The sequence below is a fragment of the Variovorax sp. Soil_C_17 genome (assembly GCF_057657265.1).
On sequence record NZ_JBDGIT010000012.1, the window covers coordinates 1 to 16,986 of the forward strand.

The following is a 16,986-nucleotide window of genomic DNA, read 5'->3' on the forward strand; positions in this document are numbered from 1 at the left end:
TTGGTGCTCTGCGCGGTGGTGGTGGCGCCGTCGAGGGCGCTCACGAGCTCGATGCCATTGCCGCTGGTGAGCGCACCCAGGCCGCCGAGGTTGACGACTTGCACGGTGGTGTTTCCAGTGGCGACGGCACTCGGGCCGCTCAAGACGAGCCGGTCGCTCGCACTGGCGCTGTCTCCCAGGTAGGTGCCCAGGCGCAGGAGGCCGTTGTTGCCCACGTAGGGGCCGGTGACGGTGAGGGTGGTACCAGGCGCAGCGCCGATGAGCGAGACGGTCCCGGCGTTCGTGAGGCCCGCCACGCTCTGGCTGAAGCCGGCGAGGTCGAGCTTGGCGCCGGAGGCGACGCTGTGGGCCGAGGCCGGGCTGAAGGTGTTGGGCACACCGGCGCGCAAGGTGCCTTCGGTGACCGCAGTGGCGCCCGTGTACGTGTTGGCACCCGAGAGGATGAGGGTGCCGCTGCCGATCTTGCTCAGATCGCCAGGCCCGGTGATGGCGCCGGTGAGGGTGGCGGTGAAAGGGCCGGTATCGATGAAGGGATCGACCGCGTCGGTGAAGGCGATGGGATTGGCCAAGGTCAGCCCATCGGCGGCAAAGAGCAGGATGGTGCCTTCATGCATGGCGAGTTCGCCGGTGCCCAGGGCGCGGTCGCTGCCGACAGCGATGCGGCCCTGCTTGAGATCGGTGCCGCCGCTGTAGGTGTTCTCGCCGGTGAGACTGAGCGTCGCGGAACCGGTCTTGGTCAAGGCCCCCGCGCCGCTGACGATGCCGGTCGCCGCAAGATCGCTGTAAGTCTGCAAGGTGCCGCCGCCCGCCTCGATGTCGATGTTTCGCGCGGTGGCGAAGGCACCGGTGGTACGCAGGCCGCCACCGTTGAACCTCAGTTGCAAAGACAAGCTTGCTGAGTGCACCTTGCATGAAGATGCCGCCACCGAAGGCCGAGCCGAGTTGAGCACCGCCACCACCCGTCACGCTGTTTTCGCGCACCTCGCTATTGCCGCCCAGCGTGAGCGAGCCGCCGTCCATGACGAAAACGGCACCGCCCATGCCAGCGCCGCCGCCGCCTTGGCGGCCGGAAGCGCTGCCTCCCCCGAATCCGCCGATCGTCGCCCCACTGATGTCGCCACCGCCGCCCCCGCCGCCAAATCCGCCTGCCCCTCCCCTTGCGGCAGCACCCCCGCCGCCCCCACCACCACCGAATCCTCCGCTTCCTCCCTCGGATGACATCGTTCCGGTGCCGCCGCCACCGCCGCCGCCGCCCAAGCCGCCGTTGCCGCCATTGGTTTGAGCGACCACCACTGAAGACGCACCGCCGCCTCCGCCCCCCGTGTAGAGGCCGCCGCTCTGCCCACTCACCCCGTCTCCGCCTTGGCCGCCATTCGGCCCGCCGCCGTTGCCGCCGAGGAAGGTGGCACCCGACCCGGCGCCTCCGTCGTCGAACAATCCGCCGCCGCCACGGCCTGCCGAGTTGGCTCCTGCAACGACTGTGCCGCCATTCCCACCCATGCCCCCACCGCCACCGCTGCCTTCACCGGGCATTGTGCTGCCGCCATTGCCACCGACCGCACCGCTGCGCAGGATGACTACGTCGTTCAGGGTGGCTCCTGCTCCGGTGACCACGAACACCGCGCCGCCTGCACCCATGCCGCCCCCGCCTGACGACGAGCCCGTCCCACCGTGTCCCCCTTGGGCGCGCAGGTTCTGCATCGTCAGGCCATTGACGATGGTGGTGCCCGAGCCGATGAAAAAACCTCGGAACCGACCGGCGCCATCGAGCACGAAGCGCTGGCCGGTGGGGCTGGTGCCGTTGATGGTCAGGTCGCGCTCAAGCACGGGCAGATTCCCGCTCAACGTGATGGAGGCCGTGAGATCGATGACCGCGTCGTTGCCTGTGATGCAGGCGGCCAGTTCGGCGGTGTTGCCTGCGGTGCACGCATACGCGGCAGGCATACCGCCGAACAAGAGGGCGGCCGTCAGCGCCGAAGCCCTGGCAATGCCGCTGCGCTTGCCCCGCGCACGGGTGTTCTCGGGGGCGGCGACCCAGGCGCCCAGTGAGGTGTTCCAAAGGCTGCGATGCGTTCTGTTCATGGGGGGAGTTCACGGGTCGTTCGGGGACCCACGCGCGCGGTGCACACGTGGAGGGCTACGCCGCTTGAGCGTGGCCCGTGCGCCCCCGTACACACGCCGGAAGCTCAGGCCGCAATTCGTGAAACCCGGAGGATTCAGCGGCCGAGGAATGCTAGGAATTTCTGTTGGCGCAGTCGTGCTGACGCGACAAAAAGCGAGAAATGATTCGCAGGCCAGTACACCGGTGCCCGAACACCGGCGCGTGCAGACAAGGGAAAACGACAGGCCTGACCAGGCGTGCCTTGCCGAGCGCGTGGCGAAGGGCGCGACGCCCGATCGCAGGGTCTACTGTTCGGCCAGCTCGTCGGCTCGCGCCTGCGCGGCTGCGAAGTCCAGGTCGCCCGAATAGATCGCACGCCCGCAGATCACGCCCTCGATGCCGTCGGCCTCGACGGCGCAGAGCTTGTCGATGTCGGCCATGTTCGACAGCCCGCCCGACGCGATCACCGGGATGGTGAGCGCCTGTGCCAGCTTCACCGTGGCATCGATGTTGATGCCCGAGAGCATGCCGTCGCGGCCGATGTCGGTGTAGATGATCGACTCGACGCCATAGTCCTCGAACTTCTTGCCGAGATCGGCCACCTCGTGGCCGGTGAGCTTGCTCCAGCCGTCGGTGGCGACCTTGCCGTCCTTGGCGTCGAGGCCGACGATGATGTGGCCGCCGAAGGCACTGCAGGCGTCCTTCAAAAAGCCGGGGTTCTTGACCGCCGCGGTGCCGATGATCACGTAGCGCAGGCCGTCGTCGATGTAGCGCTCGATGGTGTCGAGGTCGCGGATGCCGCCGCCCAGCTGCACGGGGATGTCGTCACCCACCTCCCGCAGGATCGCCTTGATCGCGGCGTGATTCTGCGGCTTGCCCGCGAAGGCGCCGTTCAGGTCGACCAGGTGCAGCCGCCGCGCACCGGCCTCGATCCACTGGCGCGCCATGGCGGCCGGGTCTTCGCTGAAGATGGTGGACTGGGCCATGTCGCCTTGCTTGAGGCGAACGCAGTGGCCATCCTTGAGGTCAATCGCGGGAATGAGGAGCATGGTGCGGGATTTGCGCAGGGCGCGAGCGATGAAGCGCAGCGAAAAAACTGCTTCAGGGATTCCAGTGGAGAAAGTTTCGGTACAGCTGCAACCCATGGTCCGCGCTCTTCTCGGGGTGGAACTGGGTTGCAAAAATATTATCGCGTGCAATGGCGGCGGTAAAGCGTTCGCCGTATTCCGTCTCGCCTGCGCTGTGGAGGACGTTCGCCGGGCGTGCGTAAAAACTGTGCACGAAATAGAAGTAGCTGCCATCCGGCACCCCCGCCCACACAGGGTGCGGCCGGGTCTGCAGCACCTGGTTCCAGCCCATCTGGGGGACCTTGTAGCGGCTGCCGTCGGGCTGGGTTCGCCCGGCCAGCTCGAATTTGAGCACCCGGCCGGGGATCAGTCCCAAGCCCTCGGTCGGGCCCTCGTCGCTGGCTGACAGCAGCATCTGCATGCCCACGCAAACGCCGAAAAGGGGCTTGGAAGCCGCCGCCTCCAGCACCGACTCCTGCAGCCCGGAGTCGCGCAGCTCACGCATGCAGTCGGGCATGGCGCCCTGGCCCGGCAGCACCACGCGGGAGGCGCGGCGCACCACCTCGGGGTCGGCGGTCACGAAGACCTCCACCCCGACCTGGTCGGCCGCATGCTGCACCGCCTGCGAGACCGAACGCAGGTTGCCCATGCCGTAGTCGACGACGGCGACGGTGTTCTTGCTGCTGCTCAGAGGGAACCCTTGGTCGAAGGAATGACGCCGGCCGAGCGCGGATCGAGTTCGAGCGCCGCCCGCAGGGAGCGCGCGAAGGCCTTGAAGACGGTTTCGCACTGGTGATGCGCATTGACGCCCTTGAGGTTGTCGATGTGCAGGGTGACGAAAGCGTGGTTGACGAAGCCCTGGAAGAACTCGTAGGTGAGCTGGCTGTCGAAGCTGCCGATCATGCCGCTGGTGAAGGGCACGTGCATCACCAGGCCGGGCCGGCCGGAGAAGTCGATCACCACGCGGCTGAGCGCCTCGTCCAGCGGCACGTAGGCGTGGCCGTAGCGGCGGATGCCCTTCTTGTCGCCCACGGCCTTGGAAACGGCCTGGCCGAGGGTGATGCCCACGTCCTCCACCGTGTGGTGGCCGTCGATGTGCAGGTCGCCCTGGCAGTCGATCTCGAGGTCGATCAGGCCGTGGCGGGCGATCTGGTCCAGCATGTGGTCGAAGAAGCCGATGCCGGTCGAGAGCTTCGAGCGGCCGCTGCCGTCGAGGTTGACCGAGACCGTGATCTTCGTCTCGGCCGTGTTGCGCGTGACGGAGGCGGTCCGCGCGCCAGCAGCGGCGCTGACGACGGGTTCGGGGGCCGTGGGGGTGTTCATAGCGAGGCTTCGAGGGCCGCGAGCATCCGGGCATTCTCGTCGGCGGTTCCGACGGTCAGGCGCAGGCAGTTCGCAAGCAGTGGGTGCATTTTAGAAACGTTCTTGATCAGCACTCCGCGCGCCTTCATGCCCTCGAAGGTCCGGGCGGCATCCGGCACGCGCACCAGGATCATGTTGGCGTCGCTGGGCCAGCTCTTGACCGCCGAGAGGCGGCTCAGCGCCTCGACGATTCGGGCGCGCTCGGCGCGAATCTGGGCCGCCTGCGCGGCGAACACCTCGGCATGCTCGAGCGCGAACAGGGCGCACTCGCAGTTCAGCACGCTGATGTTGTAGGGCGGGCGGACCTTGTCCACCTCGGCGATCAGCACCTGCGGGCCGATCAGGTAGCCCAGGCGCACGCCCGCCAGCCCGAACTTGCTGAGGGTGCGCATGAGCAGCACATGGCCGTGGCGCGCGATCCGGTCGATGTAGCTGCGCGAGGCGAAGGGCTGGTAGGCCTCGTCGACAACGACCAGGCCGCCCTGGGCGCCCTGGGCCTGGACGATCTTTTCGATCACGGCGTCGTCCCACAGGTTGGCGGTCGGGTTGTTGGGATACGCCAGGTAGACGATGGCCGGCTTCTCGCGCTCGATGGCCGCGAGCATGGCGGCCTCGTCGAGCTCGAAATCGGCCGTGAGCGGCACTCCCACGAAGCGCAGGCCCTGCAGCCGGGCGCTCATCGCGTACATCACGAAGCCGGGCTCGGGCGCGAGCACCGCAGCCCCGGGAAGGTCGCAGGCCATGGCGAGCAGCGAAATCAGCTCGTCCGAGCCGTTGCCGAGCATGAGCCCGAAGCCTTTGGGCACGCCGGCGTAGGCCACCAGCGCCCGCTGCAGGTCGGCGCTGCGCGGGCCAGGATAGCGGTTCAACGCCAGCGCGCCCAGGCGCTCGCCCAGCGCCGTCTGCAGCGCAGGCGGCAGGCCGTGGGGGTTCTCCATGGCGTCGAGCTTGAGCAGGCCGCGCGCGTCCTGCACGGCGTAGGCGTGCATCGACTGGACGTCGGCGCGGATGCGGCCCAGGGCGGAGGTGGTGTCGTCGGAAGCGGAAGTCATTCGATTCAGGGACAGCGGTAGCTGTTGCGCAGGGCGGCCGAGACCACCAGTTGCACCGGCATGTCGGCCTCGTAGCTGTCGGCGTTGCGTGTCAGCTCGGTCTGGTAGAGCGTGCGCGCCATCGCAGGCTCGAGCCGGCGGCCATTGACGCAGAACAGCGGCTTCTGCCCGGCGCGCTGCTCGGCCTCGCTGGCTTCACGCAGGCCCTCGACCACGCCGACCAGATAGTAGTTGGCGTAGATCTTGCCGTCCTTCTCGTTGGCTTCGAGCAAGCGCAGCTCGCGAATGCTCATGGCCTGGCAGGTGGCGCCGGCGGCCGCCAGGCCCAGAAGGACCAGGCAGCGGAAGGACCGGAGCGTCGGGATCGCCATGCCCGTCCCTTCAACGCAAGCGCATGCGGGCGGCCTCGGCGTGCGCCGCGAGGCCCTCCCCTTCAGCCAAGATCACGGCGATCCGGCCCAGCGGCTGCGCGCCCGCCTCGCTGACCTCGATCAGGCTGGAACGCTTCTGGAAGTCGTAGACGCCCAGTGGCGAGCTGAAGCGCGCGGTGCCGCTGGTGGGCAGCACGTGGTTGGGGCCGGCGCAGTAGTCGCCCAGGCTCTCGCTGGTGTAGGCGCCGAGGAAGATCGCGCCGGCATGCCTGAGCAGCGGCTCCCAGCGGTGCGGCTCGCGGCTGCTGACCTCCAGGTGCTCGGGCGCGATGCGATTGCTGATGGCGCAGGCCTCTTCCATGCTCTTGGTGTGGATCAGCGCGCCGCGGCCGTTGAGCGAGGCAGCAATGATCGCTGCACGCGGCATCGTGGGCAGCAGGCGGTCGATCTCCTGCTGCACCTGCTCGATGTAGGCGGCGTCGGGACACAGCAGGATGCTCTGCGCAAGCTCGTCGTGCTCGGCCTGGCTGAAGAGATCCATCGCGACCCACTCGGGCGGCGTGCTGCCGTCGGCCAGGACCAGGATCTCGCTCGGCCCGGCGATCATGTCGATGCCCACCGTGCCGAACACGCGGCGCTTGGCGGCGGCCACGTAGGCATTGCCGGGGCCGGTGATCTTGTCGACCGCCGGGAGGGTGGCGGTGCCGTAGGCCAGCGCGGCCACGGCCTGCGCGCCGCCGATGGTGAAGGCGCGCGTCACGCCGGCCACGTGGGCGGCGGCGAGCACCAGGGGGTTCTTCTCGCCATCCGGCGTGGGCACGACCATGATGATCTCGCCGACGCCGGCCACGTGCGCGGGGATCGCGTTCATGAGCACGCTCGACGGATAGGCCGCCTTGCCCCCCGGCACGTAGATGCCGACGCGGTCCAGCGGCGTGACCTTCTGGCCCAGCAGGGAGCCGTCGGCGTCGCGGTAGCTCCAGCTCTCGCCGCTGGCCTTCTTCTGCGCCTCGTGATAGCTCTTCACGCGACCGGCAGCGGCCTCCAGCGCCTCGCGCTGGGCCGCGGGCAGCGCCTCGAAGGCGGCGCGCAACTCGGCGGCCTTGAGCTCCAGGGCCTCGAGGCTCTTCGCATCCAAGCGATCGAAGCGCCGCGTGTATTCGAGCACCGCCGCATCGCCGCGCTGCCGAACGTCGGCCAGGATGTCGGCCACCACCTGCTCGATTGCGGCGTCGGTGTCGGCCGACCAGTGCAGCCGCGCCCGGAAATCCGCTTCGAAGCTGCCGGCGGCGGTCGACAGGCGGGCGGGAGTGGCTTTCACGTTCATGTCAGGCCTCCCGTGACGGCGGTGGGGGTGGCCGAGGCAAAGGCGTCGATGATGTGCCGGATCGGCGCCTGCTTGAGCTTGAGCGCGGCCTGGTTGACCACCAGGCGCGCGCTGATGTCCATGATGCGCTCGACCTCGACCAGGTGGTTGGCCTTGAGCGTGTTGCCGGTCGACACCAGGTCGACGATGGCATCGGCCAGGCCGGTGAGCGGCGCCAGCTCCATGCTGCCGTAGAGCTTGATCAGGTCCACGTGCACGCCCTTGCTCGCGAAGAACTCGCGCGCCAGACCGACGTACTTGGTCGCGACCTTGATGCGCGAGCCCTGGCGCACGGCCGAGGCATAGTCGTAGTCGGCGCGCACCGCCACGCTCAGCCGGCAGGCGGCGATGCGCAGGTCCAGCGGCTGATAGAGGCCCTGATTGCCGTGCTCGAGCAGCACGTCCAGGCCGGTCACGCCCAGGTCGGCGCCCCCGTACTGCACGTAGGTGGGCACGTCCGAGGCACGCACCAGCACCACGCGCACTTCGGGGCGGGAGGTCGCGAGGATGAGCTTGCGCGATTTCTCGGGGTCCTCGCTGACCTCGATGCCGGCCGCCGCCAGCAGCGGCAGCGTCTCGTCGAAGATGCGTCCCTTGGACAGCGCGAGCGTGATCACGGCTGGTACTCCGCCGCGCCGGCCACGCGCTCGATGTCGGCGCCCAGGCCGCGCAGCTTGCTTTCCATGCGGTCGTAGCCGCGGTCCAGGTGGTAGATGCGGTCGACCAGGGTCTCGCCCTCGGCCACGAGGCCGGCAATCACCAGGCTGGCGGAGGCGCGCAGGTCGGTCGCCATGACGGTGGCGCCGGAAAGCTGGTGCACGCCCTCGATCACCGCCACCTTGCCGTCGGTCTGGATCTTGGCGCCCAGGCGCAGCATCTCGTCCACGTGCATGAAGCGGTTCTCGAAGATGGTCTCGGTCACGGTCGAGGTACCGTCGGCGATCACGTTGAGGGCCATGAACTGGGCCTGCATGTCGGTGGGGAAGCCCGGGTACTCGGTGGTGCGGAAGCTCTGCGCCTTCAGGCGGCCCCGGCTGCGCACGCGGATGCCCTCGTCCACTGCGTCGACTTCCACGCCGGCCTCGCGCAGCTTCTCGATCACGGCGTCGAGGTGGTCGGCGCGGCCGTGGCGCAGCAGCACCTCGCCGCCGGTGGCGGCCACGGCGCAGAGGAAGGTGCCGGCCTCGATGCGGTCGGCCACCACGCGGTGCTTGCAGCCCTGCAGCTTCTCCACGCCCTGGATGCGGATGCGGCTGGTGCCGTGGCCTTCGATCCGCGCGCCCATCTCGATCAGCATCTCGGCCAGGTCGGTGATCTCGGGTTCCTGCGCGGCGTTCTCAAGCACGGTCTCGCCCTCGGCCAGCGCGGCGGCCATCAGGAAGTTCTCGGTGCCGGTGACGGTCACCATGTCGGTGGTGATGCGAGCGCCGTGCAGGCGCCGGCGCCCGCCCCCGATGCTCGCCACCATGTAGCCGTGCTCGACCACGATCTCGGCGCCCATGGCCTGCAGGCCCTTGATGTGCTGGTCGACCGGCCGCGAGCCGATGGCGCAGCCCCCCGGCAGCGAGACCCGGGCCTTGCCGAAGCGGGCCAGCAGCGGCCCCAGCGCGAGCACCGAGGCCCGCATCGTCTTCACCAGTTCGTAGGGTGCCTCGGGCGTGTGCAGCGGGCCGGCGTCGAGGCGCACCGTGCCGTTGTCATCGCGCTCGGCCGCCACGCCCATGTTGCGCAGCAGCTTGAGCATGGTCGTGACGTCGTTGAGGCTCGGCACGTTGTGCAAGGTGACCGGGCGGTCGCTCAGGAGCGCCGCGCAGAGCTCCGGCAGGGCCGCGTTCTTCGCGCCGGAAATGAGCACCTCGCCGCGGAGCTGGCGCCCGCCGCGAATCAGGAGTTTGTCCATGAAAAGGTCCAGCGACTAGGAGTTTTGAGCCGCCCATTCGGCGGGCGTGTAGGTCTTCATCGAGAGCGCGTGCACTTCGTCGGTGTGCATTTTGGCACCGAGGGTGGCGTAGACGCGCTGGTGTCGCTGGATCGCGCGCTTGCCCTCGAACTCGGTGGACACGATGGTGGCGTACCAGTGGCGGCCGTCGCCCTCGAGCGCGATGTGCTCGCAGCGCAGGCCGGCCTGGATGATGGATTGCAGCTCTTCGGCAGTCATGTCTTGGATGGGGTTCAGCCTCGGATCTTGTAGCCGATGCGCAGCAGGTGAATCGCGATCGCGCTCACCACCAGCCAGGCGCCGCCGACGATGGCCAGGCTCACCCAGGGCGAGATGTCGCTGACGCCGAAGAAGCCGTAGCGGAAGCCGTCGATCATGTAGAAGAAGGGGTTCAGGTGGCTCACCGTCTGCCAGAAGGCCGGCAGCGAATGAATGGAATAGAACACGCCCGAGAGGAAGGTCATGGGCATGATCAGGAAGTTCTGGAACACGGCCATCTGGTCGAACTTCTCGGCCCAGAGCCCGGCGATCAGTCCCAGCGTGCCGAGGATGGCGGCGCCCAGAAAGGCGAAGACCACGATCCAAAGCGGTGCGACGAAGCCGGGCACGGCAAAGAAGGCCGTCACCGCGAACACGCCCAAGCCCACCACCAGTCCACGCACCACGGAGGAACCGACGTAAGCCAGGAACCACCCCCAGTGCGACAGCGGCGTGAGCAGGATGAAGACCAGGTTGCCCATGATCTTGCTCTGGATGATCGAGGACGAGCTGTTCGCGAAGGCGTTCTGCAGCACGCTCATCATCACCAGGCCCGGCACCAGAAAAGCGGTGTAGCTGACCGAGCCATAGACCGTGACGCGGCCTTCCAGCACGTGGCCGAAGACCATCAGGTAGAGCAGCGCCGTGAGCACCGGCGCGCCCACGGTCTGGAAGCCGACCTTCCAGAAGCGCAGCGTTTCCTTGTAGAGCAAGGCGCGCCAGCCGAGGGCATGAACCATCATGGGAGCCCCCGCGCTCGATTGAAGATCCCACAGAGGGTCGACACGGGATGTCTCATCGCGCGACCTCCAGGGGCGTCTGCTCGCCCGCCATCAGGTCGATGAACACGTCCTCCAGGTCGGCCTTGCGCATCTCGACGTCTTCCACGTCGAGCCCGGCCTCGCGGATCGCGGCCAGCAACTGCTCGACCTCGCGCGCGTTCTGCGCCGGCAGCTGCACGATGCGCCCCGTGATGCGCGCATGCTGGGCCAGTTCCCAGGGCAGCATGCCGTCGGTCTTGAAGCGCAGCACGTTGCTGGCGGCCGAACGCAGCAGCTCGCTGGTGCGGTCCAGGGCGATCACGCGGCCCTGCTTGAGCATCGCGATGCGGTTGCACAGCGCCTCGGCCTCTTCGAGGTAGTGCGTCGTCAGGAGCACGGTGCTGCCCTGCTTGTTGAGCTTGGCGACGAACTGCCAAAGGGTCTGGCGCAGCTCGACGTCGACGCCTGCCGTGGGCTCGTCCAGCACGATGACCGGCGGCTTGTGCACCAGCGCCTGTGCCACCAGCACGCGCCGCTTCATGCCACCGGAGAGCTGGCGCATGTTGGCGCCCGCCTTGTCGGCCAGGCCCAGGCTGCTCAGGAGCTCGTCGATCCAGTCGTCGTTGTTCTTGATGCCGAAGTAGCCCGACTGGATGCGCAACGATTCGCGCACGTTGAAAAAAGGGTCGAAGACCAGCTCCTGCGGCACCACGCCGAGCGCACGGCGTGCCTGCCCGTACTCGCGCTGGACGTCGAAACCGTGGACGCTGATGGTGCCCGCGCTCGGCCTGGACAGGCCGGCCAGCATGCTGATCAGCGTGGTCTTGCCGGCGCCGTTGGGGCCCAGAAGACCGAAGAACTCGCCCTCCTCGATCTGGAACGTGACCCCGTCGACGGCGCGCAGCCCGGATTTTCCCTGGGCACGCTGCTGGCGCGAGGCAGGATAGGTCTTGGAGACCGATTGGAAGGAGATCGCAGGCATGGGAGCCCGCGATTTTAGGGCCCTGAGGTTTTTGCGCTTCCGGGCACGATAAAGGCCCGCCGGATCAGGGCGCAGCGGGCAGAAGCCCTGCCACGCCGTAAAGCGACGCGAGTTCGCGCAGGCGCGGCGGCAGCCCCTTGACGGCGAAGCCGCGTCCCAGCGCGCTGGCTTCGCGCCGGCATTCGAGCAGGACCGCGAGAGCCGACGAGTCGAACTGCGCGAGGGCGCTGGCATCGACCACCATGGAGGAGGCAGCCTGCCCCGCGAGCCCCTGGCGCAGCATCAGCACGCAGGCCGGCGCTTCGTCGTGCGTGAGCTTGGGCGGCAGGACCAGCATCGGGCTCGACTCAACTCTTGCCGTTGCGCTTGTTGCGCTCTGTCAACGCAGCGATCAGGCCGTCGATGCCCTTGGCGTTGATCTCCTGCGCGAACTGGCTGCGGTAGGTATCGACCAGCCACACGCCCAGGACGTTGAGGTTGTAGATCTTCCAGCCGCCTGCCGCCCCGGGCGTCTTCTCGAGCCGATAGTCGAGCTGCACCGGGTCGCCGCTGCCGCGGACCTCCGTGCGCACCAGCACTTCCTTGTCGTCGGGCGAGCCGCGGAAGGGACGCACGACCACGCTCTGGTCGCTGACCTGGTCGAGCGCGCCGGCATAGGTGCGCACCAGCAGCTTCTTGAACTCTTCCTGCAGGCGCTGCTGCTGCTCGGGCGTGGCCTGGCGCCATGCCGGGCCGACGGCGGAAGCGGTCATGCGCTGGAAGTTCACGTTCGGCATGATCTTGGTGTCGACCAGGACCATGATCTTGTTGACGTCGCCGGACTTGATCGACTTGTCGGCCTTGATGGTCTCGAGCACGTCGGTCGACAGCCGCTTGACGAGCGCATCCGGCGCCTCGTCGGCGGCTTGGACCGGCCGCACGAAGGCGGCAGCGCCCGCGAGCAGCAGGCCGGCCAGCATCAGGCGCCCAACGGAGCGTCGTTGCAGGATTTGATTCATCGAAGTTTCCCTTGTTGAAAGTTTCGAGTCCTTGCGACCCGTGGCAAATTGGAGCCGGGGCCTGTGAACGGGGTTCCCGCTCCCGTGCAAAGCGCGCAACGGGATGCAAGCGCCGGATACACGGTCAATTGCCGTCGTTCGGCAGGTCCCCGTCGTGCACGTCGTTCTTGCGGCGCTGCAGGTGGGCGTCGCGCGTGAAGGTGTACTTGTCGAGCGCCGCGTCGTCGAGCAGCCGGCTCGCGCGCAGGAAGTTCGAGCGCGCGTCGATCACGCGAACAAAGTAGAGCGAGTTGCGCCACGGGACGTCGTGGATCTGGTTGAGCAGGTCGCCCTGCCGATCGACGGTCAGGGCAGCCGTGTCGCGCACCGTCGAAGAACCCAGCAGCGGCAGCACCAGGTACGGACCGCTGGGCACGCCCCAGCGGCCCAGAGTCTGGCCGAAGTCCTCGGAGTGGCGGTCGATGCCGGCCTCGGTGGCGACGTCCAGCAGCCCGCCGAGCCCGAAGACCGTGTTGACGTTCACGCGCATGAAGGTCTGGGCGCTGTGCTCCATCTTGAGCTGCAACACGCTGTTGGCAAAACTCCACACATCGGACAGGTTGCCGAAGAAGTTGTTGACCCCCGTGCGCACGAAGGAGGGGAGCACCCGGCGGTAGGCCGTCGCAGCCGGCACCAGCACGGCGTCGTCCACGACGTCGTTGAAACGCATGACGCCGCGGTTGAGCGGCTCGAACGGGTCGGCCGGATGGGCCTTGGGCCCGGAGGCGCAGCCGGTGGCCAGTGCCAGCGCTGCAATGGCACCCAGGCTGCGCAGGGCCGAGGCGGTGCCGCGCGGCGTGCGCGGCAGATCATGGGGGGGTCGTGGTTTCATTTCTTATTGCTGCTGCCCGGTGGCGTGCTGCCATCAGCGGCCTTGCTGTAGAGAAACTGTCCGATCAGGTTCTCCAGCACGACCGCCGACTGCGTCGCGGTGATGGTGTCACCGGCTTGAAGGTTCTTCTCCTCGGCGCCCGCCTCGATGCCGATGTACTGCTCGCCGAGCAGGCCACTGGTCAGGATCTTGAGGGAGCTGTCCTTGGGGAAACTGTAACGGCTCTCCAACGCGAGCGTGACGCTGGCCTGGAAATTCTTGTCGTCGAACGTGATCGATTCGACACGGCCGACCACCACGCCCGCGCTCTTGACGGCCGTCTGCGGCTTCAGCCCGCCGATGTTGTCGAAGCGGGCGGTGACGGCGTAGGTCTTCTGGAAATTCAGGCTCAGCAGATTGGCGGACTGCAGCGCGAGGAACAGCAGCGCTGCCGCGCCGATGAGCACGAACAGGCCGACCCAGACGTCGATCTTGGAACGTTGCATGGAGTGCCTTTGCCTTTGCTTTCTAGATACTGAACATCATGGCGGTGAGCAGGAAGTCGAGCCCCAGCACCGCGAGGGAGGCGACGACCACCGTGCGGGTGGTCGCGCGCGACACGCCCTCGGGCGTCGGCTGGGCCTCGAAACCCTGCAGCAGCGCGATGAAGGTCACGGTGAAGCCGAAGACGATGCTCTTGACCACGCCGTTGCCCACGTCGCGCCACACATCGACCCCGCTCTGCATCTGGCCCCAGAAGGCGCCCGGGTCGACGCCCAGCATCAGCACGCCGACCACCCAGCCGCCGATCACGCCGACCGCGCTGAAGACGGCCGCCAAGAGCGGCATGGTGATCACGCCAGCCCAGAAGCGCGGCGCCAGGATGCGCTGCACCGGGTCCACGGCCATCATTTCCATGGCGCTCAGCTGCTCCCCGGCTTTCATGAGGCCGATCTCCGCGGTCAGGGAGGTGCCCGCGCGGCCCGCGAAGAGCAGGGCCGAGACCACGGGGCCGAGCTCGCGTACCAGGCTCAGCGCCACCAGCAGGCCCAGCGCTTCGGAGGAGCCGTAGCGCTGCAGCGTGTAATAGCCCTGCAGCCCGAGCACGAAGCCGACGAAGAGGCCGGAGACCGCGATGATCGCCAGCGAATAGTTGCCGAGAAAGTGGACCTGGTCGCGCACCAGGCCGAAGCGGCGCAGGCTGCGCGCGCCGCGCAGCGTGAGGCGCAGGAACAGGCGTGCGCCCATGCCGAGATCGCTCAGCTTGGAGCGCGCGGCGAATCCCAGATCGGCAGGCCGATACCAGCTCATCCCCGTTCCCCATGCGCGTTGTTGCCGAAGTCCTGCTCCACCGGGACGCCCGGATAGTGGAAATGCACCGGCCCGTCGGGCAGCGCATTGACGAACTGATGGACCAGCGGATCGCCGCTCGCGCGCACCTCCTGGGGCCGCCCTTGTGCGGCGATGCCGCCGTTGGCCAGGATGATCACGTGGTCGGCGATGCGGAAGGTCTCTTCCAGATCGTGCGACACCACGATGCTGGTCAGGCCCAGCGTGTCGTTGAGCTGGCGGATCAGGCGCGCCGCGGTGCCCAGGGAGATCGGGTCGAGGCCGGCGAAGGGCTCGTCGTACATGACCAGGTCGGGGTCGAGGGCGATCGCCCGGGCCAGCGCCACGCGCCGGGCCATGCCGCCGGAGACCTCGCTGGGCATCAGCTGGCGAGCGCCGCGCAGGCCGACGGCGTCGAGCTTCATGAGCACGATGTCCCTTACCAGCGCCTCGGGCAGCTGCGTGTGCTCGCGCAGCGGGAAGGCGACGTTGTCGAACACGCTCATGTCGGTGAACAACGCACCGAACTGGAACAGCATGCCCATGCGGCGACGCGCGGCATAGAGCGCATCGCTGCCCAGCTTGCCGATGTCCTGGCCGTCGAAGAGCACCTCGCCGCGCTGCGCGCGCACCTGGCCGCCGACGAGACGCAGCACGGTGGTCTTGCCGCCGCCGGAAGCACCCATGAGCGCCGTGACCTTGCCGCGGGGCACCGTGAAGGAGACGCCGTCGAGAATCGCCCGCTCCCCGTAGCCGAAGCGGACATCGCGAAATTCAATCAGTGAGGACTCGGGTGGGTTCATGGACAACAGAAAAGCCGGGGCGCCTGAGGCATCCCCGGCTCGCGGTAGCCATCCATGATAAATGAAGCACAGGACGTGCCCATCCACCCAAATAGGGGGCTAATCCCCGCCTAATTCAGCACACTCACCGCGGCAGGTCGCTGTAGCCCATCAGGAACTCGTCGACCGCGCGCGCCGCCTGGCGGCCTTCGCGGATCGCCCACACCACCAGCGACTGGCCGCGGCGGATGTCGCCGGCGGCGAACACCTTGGGCACGTTGGTCGCGTAGCCACCGACGAAGTCGACGCCGGCCTTGGCGTTGCCGCGGGCGTCCTTCTCGACGCCGAAGGCATCCAGCACGCCGGCAACCGGGCTCACGAAGCCCATGGCCAGCAGCACCAGGTCGGCTTTCAGCAGCGTCTCGGTGCCGGGGACCTCGAGCATCTTGCCGTCCTTCCACTCGACCCGCACGGTCTTGAGGCCGGTGACCTTGCCCTTCTCGCCGATGAATTCCTTGGTGGAAATCGCGAACTCGCGCTCGCAGCCCTCCTCGTGGCTGGAACTGGTGCGCAGCTTGTAGGGCCAGTAGGGCCAGGTCATCGGCCGGTTTTCTTCTTCCGGCGGCTGCGGCATCAGCTCGAACTGGGTGACGCTGGCAGCGCCATGGCGGTTGCTGGTGCCCACGCAGTCGGAGCCGGTATCGCCGCCGCCGATCACGATCACGTGCTTGCCGTCGGCACGGATCTGGCCCTTGACCTTGTCGCCCGCGTTCACCTTGTTCTGCTGCGGCAGGAATTCCATCGCGAAATGGATGCCGTCGAGATCGCGCCCCGGCACGGGGAGATCGCGCGACTGTTCGGCGCCGCCGGTCAGCACCACGGCATCGAATTCCTTGTCGAGCTGCTCGGGCGTCACGGTCTCCTTGGCCCAGTTGGTGACCTTGGAGCCCTTGCCCAGCGGGTCCTTCGCGGCGCCGACCACCACACCGGTGCGGAACACCACGCCTTCGGCCTTCATCTGCTCGATGCGGCGATCGATGTGCGTCTTCTCCATCTTGAAGTCGGGAATGCCGTAGCGCAGCAGGCCGCCGATGCGGTCGTTCTTCTCGAACAGGGTGACGTCGTGCCCGACGCGCGCGAGCTGCTGCGCCGCCGCCATGCCGGCCGGGCCGGAGCCCACCACGGCGACCTTCTTGCCGGTCTTGTGCTTGGCCGGACGCGGCGCCACCCACCCTTCCTGCCAGGCGCGGTTGATGATCGCGTGCTCGATGGACTTGATGCCGACCGGATCGTCGTTCACGTTGAGGACGCAGGCCGCCTCGCACGGTGCGGGGCAGATGCGGCCGGTGAACTCGGGGAAGTTGTTGGTCGAGTCCAGCACCGCGAAGGCGCTCTGCCAGTCGTTGCGGTAGACCAGGTCGTTGAAGTCCGGAATGATGTTGTTGACCGGGCAGCCGCTGTTGCAGAAGGGCGTGCCGCAGTCCATGCAGCGCGCGCCTTGCACCTTGGCCTGCTGCGCATCGAGGCCGATGACGAATTCCTTGTAATGCTTGACGCGCTCCTCGACGGGCTTGTAGCCCTCCTCGATGCGCTCATGCTCCATGAAGCCGGTGATCTTTCCCATCGTGAATCCTTTGCTCACCCCCGTCGCTTGCTCGCCTCGTGTAGCCGCCTCCCCCCTTCCGGTGGCAGCACCAGCGGCCCGGCAAAGCCGGTTCCGCGATGCTCCCCGAAGGGAGAGGGCGTCATACGTGGAGAGACCGCACGG

The 16,986-nt window shown here is 67.8% G+C and carries 20 protein-coding genes and 1 pseudogene; 1 reads left to right on the top strand and 20 read right to left on the bottom strand.

Features of this window, described 5'->3' with window-relative positions; genetic code table 11:
* A partial coding sequence (locus AC3A6Y_RS30575) for an autotransporter-associated beta strand repeat-containing protein (RefSeq protein WP_487871976.1) occupies nt 1–890 on the bottom strand: 890 nt, incomplete at its 3' end.
* Between the two features lie 52 nt (nt 891–942).
* On the opposite strand from AC3A6Y_RS30575, the gene AC3A6Y_RS30580 reads away from it, so the two are divergent.
* Nucleotides 943–1,218 (top strand): hypothetical protein, encoded by a 276-nt coding sequence (locus AC3A6Y_RS30580; RefSeq protein ID WP_487872082.1) that lies wholly within the window; start codon nt 943–945, stop codon nt 1,216–1,218.
* Nucleotides 1,219–2,007: 789 nt separating this feature from the next.
* Here AC3A6Y_RS30580 and AC3A6Y_RS30585 read toward each other — a convergent pair.
* The 19 genes and pseudogenes from AC3A6Y_RS30585 to AC3A6Y_RS30675 all read right to left on the bottom strand — a co-directional run.
* Nucleotides 2,008–2,082 (bottom strand): annotated as a pseudogene (locus AC3A6Y_RS30585) (ESPR-type extended signal peptide-containing protein); the annotation flags it as partial.
* Nucleotides 2,083–2,406: 324 nt separating this feature from the next.
* Nucleotides 2,407–3,150, bottom strand: a complete 744-nt coding sequence (gene hisA / locus AC3A6Y_RS30590; RefSeq protein ID WP_106555016.1) for a 1-(5-phosphoribosyl)-5-[(5-phosphoribosylamino)methylideneamino]imidazole-4-carboxamide isomerase — start codon at nt 3,148–3,150, stop codon at nt 2,407–2,409.
* 52 nt (nt 3,151–3,202) lie between these two features.
* Nucleotides 3,203–3,859 (bottom strand): imidazole glycerol phosphate synthase subunit HisH, encoded by a 657-nt coding sequence (hisH, locus tag AC3A6Y_RS30595; protein WP_487872080.1) that lies wholly within the window; start codon nt 3,857–3,859, stop codon nt 3,203–3,205.
* Nucleotides 3,856–4,491: an imidazoleglycerol-phosphate dehydratase HisB gene (gene hisB / locus AC3A6Y_RS30600; protein ID WP_487871977.1), complete on the bottom strand. Its 636-nt coding sequence runs from the start codon at nt 4,489–4,491 to the stop codon at nt 3,856–3,858. Before hisB ends, hisH begins: the two co-directional genes overlap by 4 nt.
* Nucleotides 4,488–5,582 (bottom strand): histidinol-phosphate transaminase, encoded by a 1,095-nt coding sequence (gene hisC / locus AC3A6Y_RS30605; protein ID WP_487871978.1) that lies wholly within the window; start codon nt 5,580–5,582, stop codon nt 4,488–4,490. The genes hisB and hisC overlap by 4 nt, the downstream gene beginning before the upstream one ends.
* Nucleotides 5,583–5,587: 5 nt before the next feature.
* Nucleotides 5,588–5,953 (bottom strand): hypothetical protein, encoded by a 366-nt coding sequence (locus tag AC3A6Y_RS30610; RefSeq protein ID WP_487871979.1) that lies wholly within the window; start codon nt 5,951–5,953, stop codon nt 5,588–5,590.
* A gap of 10 nt (nt 5,954–5,963) precedes the next feature.
* Nucleotides 5,964–7,280 carry a histidinol dehydrogenase gene (gene hisD, locus AC3A6Y_RS30615; protein WP_487871980.1) on the bottom strand — a complete coding sequence of 439 codons (1,317 nt, stop codon included), beginning with the start codon at nt 7,278–7,280 and terminating at the stop codon, nt 5,964–5,966.
* Nucleotides 7,277–7,936, bottom strand: coding sequence for an ATP phosphoribosyltransferase (hisG, locus tag AC3A6Y_RS30620; protein ID WP_487871981.1), 660 nt, complete (start codon nt 7,934–7,936; stop codon nt 7,277–7,279). Before hisG ends, hisD begins: the two co-directional genes overlap by 4 nt.
* Nucleotides 7,933–9,219, bottom strand: coding sequence for a UDP-N-acetylglucosamine 1-carboxyvinyltransferase (murA, locus tag AC3A6Y_RS30625; protein WP_487871982.1), 1,287 nt, complete (start codon nt 9,217–9,219; stop codon nt 7,933–7,935). Before murA ends, hisG begins: the two co-directional genes overlap by 4 nt.
* A gap of 15 nt (nt 9,220–9,234) precedes the next feature.
* A complete protein-coding gene (locus tag AC3A6Y_RS30630; RefSeq protein WP_487871983.1) occupies nt 9,235–9,477 on the bottom strand; it encodes a BolA family protein in 243 nt (80 codons plus the stop codon).
* 14 nt (nt 9,478–9,491) lie between these two features.
* Nucleotides 9,492–10,256 (bottom strand): ABC transporter permease, encoded by a 765-nt coding sequence (locus AC3A6Y_RS30635; protein ID WP_106555125.1) that lies wholly within the window; start codon nt 10,254–10,256, stop codon nt 9,492–9,494.
* Nucleotides 10,257–10,311: 55 nt separating this feature from the next.
* On the bottom strand, nt 10,312–11,259 hold the full coding sequence (locus AC3A6Y_RS30640; protein ID WP_487871984.1) for an ABC transporter ATP-binding protein: 948 nt from the start codon (nt 11,257–11,259) through the stop codon (nt 10,312–10,314).
* 64 nt (nt 11,260–11,323) lie between these two features.
* Nucleotides 11,324–11,596, bottom strand: a complete 273-nt coding sequence (locus AC3A6Y_RS30645; RefSeq protein WP_106555025.1) for an STAS domain-containing protein — start codon at nt 11,594–11,596, stop codon at nt 11,324–11,326.
* A 10-nt stretch (nt 11,597–11,606) separates the two neighbouring features.
* The gene (locus AC3A6Y_RS30650; RefSeq protein WP_487872081.1) at nt 11,607–12,218 is read right to left on the bottom strand and encodes an MlaC/ttg2D family ABC transporter substrate-binding protein; all 612 of its coding nucleotides are present in this window, start codon (nt 12,216–12,218) and stop codon (nt 11,607–11,609) included.
* Nucleotides 12,219–12,381: 163 nt separating this feature from the next.
* Nucleotides 12,382–13,128 carry an MlaA family lipoprotein gene (locus AC3A6Y_RS30655; protein ID WP_487871985.1) on the bottom strand — a complete coding sequence of 249 codons (747 nt, stop codon included), beginning with the start codon at nt 13,126–13,128 and terminating at the stop codon, nt 12,382–12,384.
* A complete protein-coding gene (mlaD, locus tag AC3A6Y_RS30660) occupies nt 13,125–13,613 on the bottom strand; it encodes an outer membrane lipid asymmetry maintenance protein MlaD (RefSeq protein ID WP_487871986.1) in 489 nt (162 codons plus the stop codon). The genes AC3A6Y_RS30655 and mlaD overlap by 4 nt, the downstream gene beginning before the upstream one ends.
* Before the next feature lie 22 nt (nt 13,614–13,635).
* A complete protein-coding gene (mlaE, locus tag AC3A6Y_RS30665) occupies nt 13,636–14,418 on the bottom strand; it encodes a lipid asymmetry maintenance ABC transporter permease subunit MlaE (protein WP_487871987.1) in 783 nt (260 codons plus the stop codon).
* Nucleotides 14,415–15,239, bottom strand: coding sequence for an ABC transporter ATP-binding protein (locus tag AC3A6Y_RS30670; protein WP_487871988.1), 825 nt, complete (start codon nt 15,237–15,239; stop codon nt 14,415–14,417). The genes mlaE and AC3A6Y_RS30670 overlap by 4 nt, the downstream gene beginning before the upstream one ends.
* A 124-nt stretch (nt 15,240–15,363) precedes the next feature.
* Nucleotides 15,364–16,842, bottom strand: a complete 1,479-nt coding sequence (locus tag AC3A6Y_RS30675; RefSeq protein ID WP_487871989.1) for a glutamate synthase subunit beta — start codon at nt 16,840–16,842, stop codon at nt 15,364–15,366.
* Nucleotides 16,843–16,986 lie beyond the last annotated feature (144 nt).

Bases quoted from the DNA above. Each gene is read 5' to 3' on its own strand.
- hisA (WP_106555016.1), bottom strand. From the start codon at position 3,150: ATGCTCCTCATTCCCGCGATTGACCTCAAGGATGGCCACTGCGTTCGC.
- hisB (WP_487871977.1), bottom strand. From the start codon at position 4,491: ATGAACACCCCCACGGCCCCCGAACCCGTCGTCAGCGCCGCTGCTGGC.
- hisC (WP_487871978.1), bottom strand. From the start codon at position 5,582: ATGACTTCCGCTTCCGACGACACCACCTCCGCCCTGGGCCGCATCCGC.
- AC3A6Y_RS30610 (WP_487871979.1), bottom strand. From the start codon at position 5,953: ATGGCGATCCCGACGCTCCGGTCCTTCCGCTGCCTGGTCCTTCTGGGC.
- hisD (WP_487871980.1), bottom strand. From the start codon at position 7,280: ATGAACGTGAAAGCCACTCCCGCCCGCCTGTCGACCGCCGCCGGCAGC.
- murA (WP_487871982.1), bottom strand. From the start codon at position 9,219: ATGGACAAACTCCTGATTCGCGGCGGGCGCCAGCTCCGCGGCGAGGTG.
- AC3A6Y_RS30630 (WP_487871983.1), bottom strand. From the start codon at position 9,477: ATGACTGCCGAAGAGCTGCAATCCATCATCCAGGCCGGCCTGCGCTGC.
- AC3A6Y_RS30635 (WP_106555125.1), bottom strand. From the start codon at position 10,256: ATGGTTCATGCCCTCGGCTGGCGCGCCTTGCTCTACAAGGAAACGCTG.
- AC3A6Y_RS30640 (WP_487871984.1), bottom strand. From the start codon at position 11,259: ATGCCTGCGATCTCCTTCCAATCGGTCTCCAAGACCTATCCTGCCTCG.
- AC3A6Y_RS30645 (WP_106555025.1), bottom strand. From the start codon at position 11,596: ATGCTGGTCCTGCCGCCCAAGCTCACGCACGACGAAGCGCCGGCCTGC.
- AC3A6Y_RS30650 (WP_487872081.1), bottom strand. From the start codon at position 12,218: ATGCTGGCCGGCCTGCTGCTCGCGGGCGCTGCCGCCTTCGTGCGGCCG.
- AC3A6Y_RS30655 (WP_487871985.1), bottom strand. From the start codon at position 13,128: ATGAAACCACGACCCCCCCATGATCTGCCGCGCACGCCGCGCGGCACC.
- mlaD (WP_487871986.1), bottom strand. From the start codon at position 13,613: ATGCAACGTTCCAAGATCGACGTCTGGGTCGGCCTGTTCGTGCTCATC.
- mlaE (WP_487871987.1), bottom strand. From the start codon at position 14,418: ATGAGCTGGTATCGGCCTGCCGATCTGGGATTCGCCGCGCGCTCCAAG.
- AC3A6Y_RS30670 (WP_487871988.1), bottom strand. From the start codon at position 15,239: ATGAACCCACCCGAGTCCTCACTGATTGAATTTCGCGATGTCCGCTTC.
- AC3A6Y_RS30675 (WP_487871989.1), bottom strand. From the start codon at position 16,842: ATGGGAAAGATCACCGGCTTCATGGAGCATGAGCGCATCGAGGAGGGC.